The sequence below is a fragment of the Pseudovibrio sp. Ad37 genome (genome assembly GCF_001623075.1).
Classification (GTDB): Bacteria; Pseudomonadota; Alphaproteobacteria; order Rhizobiales; family Stappiaceae; genus Pseudovibrio.
The window spans coordinates 43,473-54,723 of the sequence record NZ_LMCF01000211.1 but is presented as its reverse complement, the minus strand read 5'-3'; the positions used below and the strand labels follow the sequence as shown (position 1 = coordinate 54,723).

Below are 11,251 nucleotides of genomic sequence, written 5' to 3'. Positions count from 1 at the left end.
GCCCCATCAGAACTTCAACCTGCCGTAACTTCACAACAATATCTTCAGGTTTGGGGCGCTTGATAGCCATCTATGGTCCTCCGGTTTCCTAACTATAGGCGTGGACCACTTCAAAGGGGGAGGCTCATTACAATCTCGCTGGTTCCGCACCTGTGCTGATTGAGTTTGCTATTGATGGGCCGCAAATCGTTGTTGTTGACTACAATACTGATGGCACGTTCTCTCCAGGAGAGTAGGGCGCGTTGTTGTCCGGGAATACGCTTTCTTGTTCCCCTGAGTGTTCACTGGGATATGCTAGGACTTACTGAGAGATGTTTTGAGTGCTGAGAGAGGGAGCCATTGGGTATGACAATGCGCGGCGGACTGGATTTGCAAGAACTTCTCGCTTCCATGGAAGCCTCTCTTTCTGAAGAGAGCTTTGTGTTTTGCTGCTTTCCCAATGGCAGTGTTGAAGCCTTGGCTGAGCATTCACCACTAGGGTTGTTCTGGGAAAATGAAGGTCTGACAGCTATTCTTTCCATTGAGAATGCCGGTAAGGCTGGCGTTGATACTGAGCCGTGCTTCCGGCGTATTTCGCTTGCGGTTCACAGTTCGCTGGAGGCTGTAGGTCTGACAGCAGCGCTTTCCAAGGCACTGGCAGATGTGGGGATCTCTGCCAATGTTGTGGCTGCGTATTATCACGACCACATCTTTGTGCCGGAAGAAAAGGCCGAGGATGCGTTGTCTGCTCTGGAAGAGCTGAGCCGCTCCGCGAAAGCTGGGTTAAGCTAAGGCGCCGACTGTGGGGGGAGACGTGACGGTTTGCTGCCCTTTGAGCAGACACTCGAAGGTGTGAGGGGAGACGGCAGGGGAATACAAGTATCCCTGATATTCATGGCACTGCAGTTTTTGGATCTGGCGGAGCTGCTCTCGTGTCTCGATGCCTTCTGCCACCAGTGTCAGGTTCAGCAAACGGCCCATCTGCACAATCATTTGTACGATTGGCCAGCGTTTGGTGTCGGCGATGAAGGAGCGGTCGATCTTGAGGGCTGTCACCGGATAACGCTGGAGATAGCCCAGATTTGAGTATCCGGTTCCAAAATCATCAATTTCCAGCGTAAAGCCCAAGTCGCGGAGTGCGGTGAGTTCCTTCAGCGTTTCATTGGCATCACTGAGAAGAGCGCTTTCGGTGATCTCAAGGCGGATTGATCTGGCAGAGGCGCCGGTCTCAATCAGTATGCGGTGGAGGCGCTGGGATATGCGTCCGCGCCGGAACTGTGCCGGAGACAGATTGATTGAGATTGCGATGTCGTGGCCAGACAATGCCCATTGTTTTTGCTGGAGCATGGCTTCGCGCGCCACCCAGTCTCCGATTTCATCAATCATGCCCGCTTCTTCAGCGATCTCGATGAAGCTGGCGGCGGATACAAGGCCTCGCGTTGGATGGTGCCAGCGCAGCAGGCCTTCTGCTCCCACAATGCGATTGGTTGTGAGACACACACGCGGCTGATAGTGGACGGCCAGCTCCTGATTGCGCAGAGCCTGACGCAGTGCTGTTTCCAGACTGACACGCTCTTCCGCTTCGCGGGACATGGACACATCAAAGAAGCAGATGCGGTCGCGGCCCAGATCCTTGGCTTTATACATGGCAAGATCGGCTTTACGCATGAGCGTGTCCAGATCAACGCCGTGTTCGGGATAGGTGCACACGCCAATGGATGGGGTCACCTGCAGCATATGTCCGCGCACTTTGCAGGGCTTGGACAGGGCGGTTCTGATTTCGCGGCTGATGTCGTCGAGCAGGTCGTAATCTGCGAAGTTGGCAATGAGGACTACGAACTCATCCCCTCCGAGACGCGCCACAAAGCCTATGCCTTCAACAACCTCTTTGAGGCGCTTGGCGATGACGACGAGCAGGTCGTCGCCGACCAGATGGCCGAGGGTGTCGTTGATTGTTTTAAAGCGGTCAAGATCAATGAAGATCAGCGCACCGGGATTACCACTGATGCGGGTTTCATCCAGATAGCGTTCTGCTTCAATCTCAAGAAAGGATCTGTTGGCCAATCCTGTCAGGGTGTCATGGTGGGCCAGATAGCGGACTTCGTGCTCTGCTTTCAGGCGTTTGGTGACATCTGTGGCGCTGAGCAGAATGGCTCTGGAGCCGGAATAAGGATCGTATCCACTGCGGGCGTTGAGATCGAACCAGCGTTCTCCCTGAGAGGAGTGCATGAGTGAGACCAGATTCGCTCTGCCTGTTTTGCGCAGTTCATCCAGCAGCGCATCAAAATCGCGGCGGTTGCACATGCGGTTGATCAGGTCTTCGCAGCCGTCTGGACGGTTGAGGCGGCTTGCGGGGTTTTCAAAGATGAGTTTGCCGTTCTCATCAAACATGCTGATCATGGATGTGGTGTAAAGCAGCACCTGCGCGCTGCGGACTTGCTCAGGCTCGTTGCCAACTTCTGAGATGACTTGCACCAAAAGTGCAGGGTTTCCCGTGATCAATGGCTGCGGGGAGATAGAGCAATACACAGAGACCGGCTGGGAGTTTGGAATTACGGTGATGCACTCTGTAATGCGGCCTTCTTCCGTGACCCGGCTCAGATAGGAATGAAGCTGGCGCTGATAGGAGAGGTCATCGAACGGCGCAGGCAGGTCCATTCTGAAGGTTCCGGAGGGGTCTATACAATCGCGCAGGCTAAGGCCCAGGAAGGACAGGCCCGCAGAATTTGCCCAGACAAGCTTGGTCTGGCTGACATCAACAATGTACATGGGAACATCCACGCGCGCAAAAGCCCGTTGGTCTTCCGCCGGGACAGGCGAATGATATTGGACGTTGGCATCTAGCGTTTCAGTATAACCAGTCAAACCCGAAAATCCCTTTGTGCTGTGTCCAAGGACTAGACATCATCCCCTGCATGTCTATATCAGCGATAGGTAGATTGTTATTTTTACCGATTATGTGAGTTGCAAGGTTATTAAAACGTTATTCCTTTGTCTTTAAGTTGGAACAAAGAAACTGAAAATGTGCATAATGCATTGATTTTAAGTGGAGAAACGGCGGCTTTCCGAAAAGCCTATCAAAAGTGAGGGGAGAACGCCCTCTTTTTCCTAGGGAATTTCTGTTAGGCTATGACTTTGCGTGTTTGCGGTCTGCCGCAGTATCTTTTAGTTATGTTTGATCACAGTCTGCCGCGTGGGGCGGTAGCTAATATAAGGGAGCATGTCATTCGCATGACGGACATTTGTGCTTCGACGTCAGTTCGCCTCGAAGGTGATGAAGACGCGCCAAAGAATCCTGACAAGTCCATCCCGGTGGACAAGCATCTTTTTGATGCGCGTACAGTGCTGATTACAGGACCTGTGACTCAAGAGATGGCCCAGGAAGTCTGTTCCCGTCTGCTTGCGCTTTCCCAGGTTAGCAGCGACCCGATTACCGTTATTGTTTCTTCTCCGGGTGGACACGTTGAGTCCGGTGATATGATCCATGACATGATCAGGTTCATTCAGCCGGAAGTTCGCATTCTTGGTATGGGTTGGGTCGCGAGCGCTGGTGCTCTGATTTATGTGTCAGTGCCTAGAGAACGTCGTTCCTGCACTAAGAACACACGTTTCCTGCTTCACCAACCATCTGGTGGTGCCGGCGGTATGGCAACTGACATCGAAATTCAGGCCAAAGAAATTTTGAAGATGCGTGATCGTTTGAACCAGATCTTTGCGGATGCAACTGGTCAGCCGATTGAGCGCATTGAAAAAGACACCGACCGTGATTACTGGATGAGCCCGGAAGAGGGCATCGAGTACGGTCTTGTTGGTAAAGTCATCAACAACGTCTCCGAGCTTGGCTAGTACCTTGCTTGCTGGAATTTGAAAAAGGCAGCCGTTTGGCTGCCTTTTTTGCTGCCCGGGTCAGGATGAGTGACGGGCAAGTTCGCTCTCCTTATATAAAGAGACGACGCGTTATGAAGTGTGCTTCTATCCCTGCCAGTTTTGGGAGGCTTGGAGCCATTGGGTGGTGCGGTGTTCTGGGTTGGGCGCGTTGATGACGTCGGAAATGGTGGCGATGGAATCGGCGCCGCTTTCAAAGACCTGACTGGCGCGGTCCAGAGTGATGCCGCCGATGGCGACCAGATGTTTACTTGTGCGCGTACGCCATCTTTTGAGTGTTTCGAGACCCTGAGGCTGCCAGCGCATTTCTTTTGTTGCGCTATTGTAAATTGGACCAAGGGCCACATATTCAGGATCTAGTGCCAGAGCTGTGTCGAGCTCGGCTTCATCATGGGTGGCAACACCGTAGTAGATTCCTGCGGAACGGAGTGCGCGGAAATCTGCGGTTTTCAGATCTTCCTGTCCTAAATGCACATAGCCCACGTTTGCGTCGTAGGCGGCTTGCCAGTGATCGTTGACGATAAGCACTGTGCCGGATTTGTCGCAAAGCTGTTTTGCTTCCCGGACCTGCGACCGGATTTCATCCTCTGACTTGTCTTTGATGCGGAGTTGGAGACATTTGACGCCAAGAGGAAGGATACGTGGCAGCCATTGGGTGCCATCGATGATCAAATAAAAGCGATCTAACATTGCAGGGTTTCTCGGTTAAAAGCGCAGTGATTGGATGGACAATCACCAGATGCGTGCTGCGTTCATACTTTTGAGCGAAAATAGGAGTTGATCAGGTTGTTGGCTACAAATTTCTAAAATTTGAAGCATTTACACGTTGTGCGTGTGTTGAATTGTGGAGAAAGTCTAGCAAAAAAGGCGAGAGTTTCTTGATGGGATTCCTGTAAATGTCTGAGTTTAAAAGTAAATGATAAGAAATATTGGAATTTTTGCCGTGTTTGCTTGCGAGTGTGGTGATTTTACGTGGTCTTCTTCTCCGCTCGTCTCTGGGGTGTAAATGTCTAGTAATGAGCCTTTTTCCCTCTGCGATTTAATGGAATGGCTGTCCAAGGACGCAAAAATGTTGGGGCGTCCCTGTCGTATCTTTGCGGCATTGGGCGAACACTTGCAGAATATAGGCGTGGAGGTGGACCGGATCTCTACGGGTATCTCTATTCTGGATCCGAACTATCATGGTGAGGGGCTTATCTGGGAGCGGGGCGTTGGTCCGCGTGTGCGATATTTCCAGCACACACCTGAGATGAGTGAATCCTACAATCAAAGCCTTTGGAAACGGTCCACTGAAGCCGGACATATGATCCGGCATAAGTTTGGACATCATGATGAGTATGACCGGCTCAAGGTTATTCAAGAGCTTAAAGAGCAAGGGTACACGGATTACGTTGCCCTCCCCATGGTGTTCTCGGATGGTGAGGTCCATGGGCTGGCTTTTGCTTCGCGGGCGGCTGATGGTTTCAAGGATGAGTTTATCAGCGTGTTTGAGCAGATCACTGCTCCCCTTGCGCTGATTTGTGAGCTGTTTAATTCCCGGCAGGCCTCTGAGAACATTCTTAACACCTATCTTGGAACACGTGCCGGACGGCGGGTGATGAATGGTGAGATACGGCGGGGAGATGGGGAACACATCAACGCGATTGTGGCGTTTTGCGATATTCGCAACTTTACTGGCTTTTCAAATTACCTGACAGATAAAGCCTTGTTGCAGCTGCTTAACGAGTATTTTGGCATTGTTACGTCGCGGGTTGAGCAGCACGGCGGCGAGATCCTGAAGTTTATCGGCGATGAAGTTCTGGCGGTGTTTCCCTATACGGATGAGCAAAGCGCCAGAATAGCGGCGTTTGAAGCCATGTCGGCACTGCGAGAAAGCATGGCGGATCTGACGATTGCGAATGCGCGCGGGTTTCCTGATTTGCCTGCCATCCATGTTGGTATGGGCGTGCATTCAGGGCGTGTGTTCTTTGGCAATGTTGGTGGTCAGCGGCGACTGGACTTTACGGTTGTTGGACCTGTGGTGAATGAGGCCGCACGGATTGCCGACCTTTCAAAGCGCCTTAATCAGGAAATGTTGATTTCGCAGGCAGTTGCGGAAGTTCTCAGCTGTTGTGAGGATACCTATGTGGGGACATATCCGCTTAAGGGCTTCCCCATACCGGTGAAAGTTTATCAAGCGCCGGAGTTGACGCGGTCTTGTGTATTTGGACCCGGTAACACGGCTTTTCTCGCCTTTGAGAAGAACTGACGGCGCAGCAGCACCAATGTCACCATCAGGGTCGTTCCGATGAACACGAACGGCCCTGCATACCATCCCAGATAACCTACTGCGAAGAAGAGCGCTTGCTGGCCGTTGCTGAAATGGCGGCCCGCGAGGGTTGCCAGCCGTGCTGCACGCAGTGATGCTTCAACAGCCTCTTCATTGTCTTCATGGCAATCATCCGGGATCGAGCCCATGACAATGGTAGTGTAGTTAAACAAGCGGTAAGCCCAGCCGAATTTAAAAAACGCGTACGCCAGAATGATCATCAAACCGAAGGTCTTGGCTTCATTCTGTATTGGGTCATCCAAAAATGGCAGGTCGAGCGTGCGGGCGAGGGCGGTGACCTCGTCCATTGCGCTGAGCAAAGTGACCGTGCCACCGATGGCCAGAAGGGAGGCTGAGGCGAAAAATGCGGTGCCTTGCTGCAGGCCGGACGCAATATTGGTGTCAGCAATGCGGACCTCTCGTTTGAGCATAGCGCGCATCCAGCGGTAACGGTACGCATCCATGGCATGAGAGAGCGTGTTTTTTGACCAGCGGCTTCGATAGGCCAGCCAGCTGTACAAGCCCCATGAGGAGACGAAGACGAGGACGGCAATGAAGTTGGAAAACTGGATCTGAAGCATTGGTCTTTCTGTTTTTAAGCCTGAGTCCGGACATGAGCCCATTTTGATGGAAACGGACAGTCTTATGTTTGGCATGATTTGCGGAGAGGGGCTAGTGGGCGCGCATGATATGCGGCTGTGTGAGCCCGGCAAAGTTGCGTGAAAACAGACTCAGAATGGTCAAAAAATGGAGTTTGAGTTGTCCTGTAAGGTACCCAATTCTCAATAAAGTCGAGTTTTGAACGAATTTTTGCATAAAAATTTTGAGTGAATTTTTTTATGGTTATCGATAATTTTATTAATTCTAATGAGCCCTAACTCTTTGGAGATATGAGTTTTTATGGTGTAGGTATATCTGACTGGTGAATGAGTAATGAATTATATCTAGTAAGGTGTGGCAGTCTGCCAAGCCAAATTTTGCCATTTTGCTGTTGCGCTTTGATCACGGAAGGGATATTCCGAGCGCCCTGTGCTGACGGGGTTTCCTCGGCGCACGTGTATCAACCATTAAACGGTGTTTTATGGATCACGAAATTCAGAAGTCCTGCTGGGGGTTCACTGTGTGGACTGTCGCAACCCTCGGCGGCGTTATGGCGCTGCTTTATGTATTTGCAGGTGCCGGCAGTTAATCCCAAGATAACTGCTTGAACGCGGATTTTGGTAGGGATGCAGATGTGACGTCTGCATCCCTTTTTCTTTGAGCTGGTTCTAGTGTTACTTCAAAATCGATAATGTGCTTTTTGTCACGTAATGGACGCTAGGGCAGATTGCGTGCGTTTTTCTCGCCAGAGCAATCGCCTGCGCCTGCCAGCATAATCTTTCCCAGATGCTTCTTTTGCTCAAAAACCTCTTGTGCTTTGCCAATTTCAGCAAGCGGGAAGGTTTGCGCGACCAGAGGCTGTATGCTGCCTGCTTCAATGTGAGCAACAAGGTTCCCGAAGACTTCGGGTTCCAGCACGGTGCAACCGAAGAAGCTCAGGTCTTTCAAGTAGAGTGTACGGACATCCAGTTCCACGATAGGGCCAGCCATCGCTCCGGCGACTGCATAGCGGCCCCTGGGCTTGAGAATAGCGAGGAGGTCTGGCCATTGCGGGCCGGCGACCAGATCAACCACCACATCAATGCTGTTGGAGCCAAGGCTCTCAACCAGATCATCACTGCGATCCAGCACACGGCTTGCTCCGAGCTCCTGAAGCAGCTGAGTCTTTGAGGTGGAGGAGATGGCGATGACGTTTGCACCGCGTGCGCGTGCCAGCTGGAGGGCCGCTGAGCCAACGCCTCCTGAGGCCCCTGTCACCAGAACGGTCTCTCCGGCTTTGAGGTTGGCGCGTGTCAGCATGTTCTCAGCGGTTGAATACGAGCAGGGGAAGGATGCCAGCTCCAGATCGTTCAGCTGGCTTTGGATTGGGTAGACGTGACGGTGATCGATTGAAACAAATTCAGCAAATCCGCCATCACACTCTGATCCCATGAACCATGGAGACTCCAGCTTTTTGCCATTGGCATATTGCAGGCAGGGCTCCACCAGCACGCGCTTGCCCAGAAGGGCCCGATCGACCTTAGCGCCTGCCGCGACGACCCGTCCGCACACGTCTATGCCCTGAATGCGGGGGAACTGGAGTGGCTCGCCTGACCATGTGGCATCTTCTGCCTGATTGTCGTGACGTGAGTACCATGCTTTTCGTGTGTTGATGTCTGTGTTGTTGACGCTAGCCGCTAGAACCTCAATCAGCACATCCTCAGGCCCGATGGCAGGCAAGGGCAGGTCGGTGCGCAGCTCCAACATGTCCGGGCCACCGTGCCCAGTGAGCATTACTGCAGTCATTGTGGTGGGGAGGTGCTCATCATGTTGCTTTCTGAGTGAGTGATTGAATTGCGGACTTGGCCCAAGTGAAGACGGTGGATCCGTGCAGGGGATAGGTTGAGACAACGCCTTCGTGGATCATGAAGAGCTCTCCGGCATTGGTCTCAAGGCCGAGAAGAGCTGCCAGCTGGTCTTTGGTTTGCTGCTTGTGGCGTGTAACGCATTCTCTGACGAGTGCGCTGTCCGGATAGGCCGCAAGGGCCGCCTGATCCATGCAGCCGTGTGGTGCGTTGTTTGCCATCCAATGTTCGATGGTGCTGAGAATGCCCCCCAGAGGATCATCAGGGGAGTGGGTTGCAGCCTCGCTCAGGAAGGACAGGTAGCGCTGATTACGGACTTCCAGTGCGCCGATGATCATATGCTCTTTGGAAGGGAAGTATTTGTAGAGTGTGCGCAGGCTCACATTAGAGCCGCGCTTGAGTTCTGCAACGCCAGGAGCTGTGAAGCCGCGCGTTGCGAATACACCTTCCAGGCCTGTGCAGATGGAATGTTCAAGATCAGTCATGATTAATTGGTAGAGCGATCATTCTACCGAGTCAAATTAGAAAATGGAGAGCGTGGCTGCGCGATCACCGATATGTTTGTGCAATGCGTTAGCTATGGAGGCTGCTATGACTGGCAAAAGCCAAAGCTTCCTGCTATTTGAGCGCTATGACGTTACATCTGGTGAAACTCTGTGTTGGCGTGGAAAGCGTTGACCAGCTGCGGAATTACATTGAACAGCGACAGATTCTGGCGCTGTCACACGGTTTGAGTGACGAGCAGATCCATACCACTCGTATGGTGCCGACTCGCATTGACGAGCTGCTGGATGGTGGTTCGCTGTACTGGGTGATCAAAGGCAATGTTCAGGTTCGCCAGAAACTGATTGATATCCGCGTGCACAAGGATGATTCCGGCAAGAAGCGCTGTGACCTTGTGATGGAGCCTTTCCTCCACCAGACTCAACTTCAGCCACGCCGTGCCTTTCAGGGCTGGCGATATCTGAAAGTGTCAGATGCACCGCCGGATGTGAGCGGGCCAATGCTGGATGGGGATCAACTTGCCGAAATGCCAGAGGGTATGCGCCGCGAGTTGCAGGAGCTTTGCCTGATTTAAGCGGTCTCTTTTTTGCGGATTGCATCTGTAAAGGCTGGATGAGATAAACGCGGCATGTGACTGTCTGTTCGGGAGAACCATGCTGTGACCGAGCTTATCGCATCGATTGCCGGGCCGTATCTTTTCGTGACAGGCCTTGGCTTCTTTATTTCCAGCAGTTTTTACCAGCGGATGATTGCTGCCCAATCAGATGCGAATCCGATCTTGCTCAATCTGTCTGGTGCTGTGCATTTTGTGGTTGGTATGGTTGTGCTTGCCAACCATTTCAAAGTGTCCAGTATGGCCGGCGCTCTCGTAACACTGGTTGGGGCTGCTGCTGTGTTGAAGGGGGCAAGTCTTATTGTCATTCCGGATTACATGACAAAGTCACAGCAAATGGGGAAGAGGGGAATTCTCGCCACAGGCACCGCTTTTACCGCAATAGGTGCTTATCTGAGCTATGTCGGGTATTTTTAGGATGCCTTGTGCGGGCAAGCTCTTCTCAAAGTAAGATGCGAATTGAAAGCTTCTGAGACGCGGTAGGGTTCCGGGCAAATGCATTCATTCGCCCGGAGAGTCGTTTTATACTTCGATATTGTCGATCAGGCGGGTATCGCCAACTTTGGCGGCGACCAGAATACGGGCACCTTTGGCGTCGATGGGTGTGCCCAGATGCTTGCCGTGGCGCAGCTCGAAGTAGTCTGTCGCAAATCCTGAGAGCTTGAGGACAACAAGGGCTTTCTTGCGCACTTCAATCCAGTTTTCACCGTTATGGAGTGCATTGCGCGCAGTCTGCAGTGTTTCAGAAATTGTTCTGGCTGTCGTGCGTTCCTTATCATCCAGATACTCATTGCGGGAAGACATGGCGAGGCCATCCTCTTCGCGCACGGTTGGAGCGCCGATGACTTTGGTTGGCAGGTGCAGGTCTCTGGCCAGTTGCTTGATGACGCGCAGCTGCTGGTAATCTTTTTCCCCGAACACAGCGACATCTGGCAAAACGGCCAGCAACAGTTTCGCCACCACTGTGGCCACGCCGTTGAAGAAGTGCGGTCTGTGATCTGTTTCCAGACCAAGGGCCGGGCCTTCGATCTGAATAGATGTGGCAAAGCCGTTCGGGTACATTTCCCGCGCATTTGGAGCAAAGACGCCAAACACGTCGTAGCCCGCCAGCTTTTGCAGGTCGGTCTCTTCCGTTCTTGGGTAGCTCTCGAAATCTTCGCCCGGCGCGAACTGTTTTGGATTCACAAAGATTGAAACAATCACGATGTCCGCATGTTCCCGGGCCTTTTCGACCAGAGACAGGTGGCCTGCGTGCAGTGCCCCCATGGTTGGAACCAGAGCGATTGTTTTGCCTTCTCGTCTCAGAGGTAATAGTGCAGCCCGCAGGTCGTCTACACCACGGTATACGTCTGGGAGATTTCTCATAGGCGTCTCCATGTGGGACCTCATCCCTTAATTTCTTTGCTTTGCAGCGTTTTTATCTGTTGTTGGTAATGGGTTTGCCCAGAAACTGTTGAACCCAATTGCAAGCAGAAACTGATATAACTGATTTTAGCAGATTTTGTGATTATTCTCATT

11 protein-coding genes are annotated in these 11,251 nt (G+C 52.3%); 5 read left to right on the top strand and 6 right to left on the bottom strand.

Going from position 1 to position 11,251, the window contains the following annotated elements:
• Positions 1-351: 351 nt before the first annotated feature.
• Positions 352-771 carry an ACT domain-containing protein gene (locus PsAD37_RS21710; RefSeq protein WP_063297903.1) on the top strand — a complete coding sequence of 140 codons (420 nt, stop codon included), beginning with the start codon at positions 352-354 and terminating at the stop codon, positions 769-771.
• Here the strand turns inward: PsAD37_RS21710 and PsAD37_RS21705 are convergent.
• Positions 763-2,844, bottom strand: coding sequence for a bifunctional diguanylate cyclase/phosphodiesterase (locus PsAD37_RS21705; protein WP_208992015.1), 2,082 nt, complete (start codon positions 2,842-2,844; stop codon positions 763-765). The genes PsAD37_RS21710 and PsAD37_RS21705 overlap by 9 nt on opposite strands.
• 366 nt (positions 2,845-3,210) lie before the next feature.
• Here PsAD37_RS21705 and PsAD37_RS21700 point away from each other — a divergent pair, with 366 nt between their 5' ends.
• Positions 3,211-3,825 carry an ATP-dependent Clp protease proteolytic subunit gene (locus PsAD37_RS21700; RefSeq protein ID WP_063297898.1) on the top strand — a complete coding sequence of 205 codons (615 nt, stop codon included), beginning with the start codon at positions 3,211-3,213 and terminating at the stop codon, positions 3,823-3,825.
• Positions 3,826-3,951: 126 nt separating this feature from the next.
• Here PsAD37_RS21700 and PsAD37_RS21695 read toward each other — a convergent pair whose 3' ends face one another.
• Complete coding sequence (locus tag PsAD37_RS21695; RefSeq protein WP_063297897.1) at positions 3,952-4,554, bottom strand: thiamine phosphate synthase; 603 nt, start codon at positions 4,552-4,554, stop codon at positions 3,952-3,954.
• 379 nt (positions 4,555-4,933) lie between these two features.
• Here PsAD37_RS21695 and PsAD37_RS21690 point away from each other — a divergent pair, with 379 nt between their 5' ends.
• On the top strand, positions 4,934-6,112 hold the full coding sequence (locus tag PsAD37_RS21690) for an adenylate/guanylate cyclase domain-containing protein (protein ID WP_193778322.1): 1,179 nt from the start codon (positions 4,934-4,936) through the stop codon (positions 6,110-6,112).
• On the opposite strand, the gene PsAD37_RS21685 is transcribed toward PsAD37_RS21690, so the two are convergent.
• From PsAD37_RS21685 to PsAD37_RS21675, 3 genes are all read right to left on the bottom strand, one after another.
• A complete protein-coding gene (locus PsAD37_RS21685; protein WP_063297895.1) occupies positions 6,037-6,753 on the bottom strand; it encodes a DUF599 domain-containing protein in 717 nt (238 codons plus the stop codon). The two genes, PsAD37_RS21690 and PsAD37_RS21685, sit on opposite strands and share 76 nt — an antisense overlap.
• Positions 6,754-7,489: 736 nt before the next feature.
• Positions 7,490-8,545 carry an alcohol dehydrogenase family protein gene (locus tag PsAD37_RS21680; RefSeq protein WP_244272556.1) on the bottom strand — a complete coding sequence of 352 codons (1,056 nt, stop codon included), beginning with the start codon at positions 8,543-8,545 and terminating at the stop codon, positions 7,490-7,492.
• A gap of 31 nt (positions 8,546-8,576) precedes the next feature.
• Positions 8,577-9,101: a TetR/AcrR family transcriptional regulator gene (locus tag PsAD37_RS21675; protein WP_063297893.1), complete on the bottom strand. Its 525-nt coding sequence runs from the start codon at positions 9,099-9,101 to the stop codon at positions 8,577-8,579.
• A 146-nt stretch (positions 9,102-9,247) separates the two neighbouring features.
• Here PsAD37_RS21675 and PsAD37_RS21670 point away from each other — a divergent pair, with 146 nt between their 5' ends.
• Together PsAD37_RS21670 and PsAD37_RS21665 are read left to right on the top strand one after the other, a co-directional pair.
• Entirely contained in the window at positions 9,248-9,694 is a 447-nt protein-coding gene (locus tag PsAD37_RS21670) for a DUF1489 family protein (RefSeq protein WP_057463384.1), read from the top strand.
• Between the two features lie 84 nt (positions 9,695-9,778).
• A complete protein-coding gene (locus tag PsAD37_RS21665; protein WP_063297892.1) occupies positions 9,779-10,150 on the top strand; it encodes a hypothetical protein in 372 nt (123 codons plus the stop codon).
• A gap of 105 nt (positions 10,151-10,255) precedes the next feature.
• On the opposite strand, the gene panC is transcribed toward PsAD37_RS21665, so the two are convergent.
• Positions 10,256-11,098 (bottom strand): pantoate--beta-alanine ligase, encoded by an 843-nt coding sequence (gene panC / locus PsAD37_RS21660; protein ID WP_063291747.1) that lies wholly within the window; start codon positions 11,096-11,098, stop codon positions 10,256-10,258.
• Positions 11,099-11,251: the final 153 nt, after the last annotated feature.

Bases quoted from the DNA above. Each gene is read 5' to 3' on its own strand.
- panC (WP_063291747.1), bottom strand. From the start codon at position 11,098: ATGAGAAATCTCCCAGACGTATACCGTGGTGTAGACGACCTGCGGGCT.
- PsAD37_RS21700 (WP_063297898.1), top strand. From the start codon at position 3,211: ATGACGGACATTTGTGCTTCGACGTCAGTTCGCCTCGAAGGTGATGAA.
- PsAD37_RS21685 (WP_063297895.1), bottom strand. From the start codon at position 6,753: ATGCTTCAGATCCAGTTTTCCAACTTCATTGCCGTCCTCGTCTTCGTC.
- PsAD37_RS21675 (WP_063297893.1), bottom strand. From the start codon at position 9,101: ATGACTGATCTTGAACATTCCATCTGCACAGGCCTGGAAGGTGTATTC.
- PsAD37_RS21690 (WP_193778322.1), top strand. From the start codon at position 4,934: ATGTTGGGGCGTCCCTGTCGTATCTTTGCGGCATTGGGCGAACACTTG.
- PsAD37_RS21695 (WP_063297897.1), bottom strand. From the start codon at position 4,554: ATGTTAGATCGCTTTTATTTGATCATCGATGGCACCCAATGGCTGCCA.
- PsAD37_RS21710 (WP_063297903.1), top strand. From the start codon at position 352: ATGCGCGGCGGACTGGATTTGCAAGAACTTCTCGCTTCCATGGAAGCC.
- PsAD37_RS21670 (WP_057463384.1), top strand. From the start codon at position 9,248: ATGACGTTACATCTGGTGAAACTCTGTGTTGGCGTGGAAAGCGTTGAC.
- PsAD37_RS21680 (WP_244272556.1), bottom strand. From the start codon at position 8,545: ATGCTCACTGGGCACGGTGGCCCGGACATGTTGGAGCTGCGCACCGAC.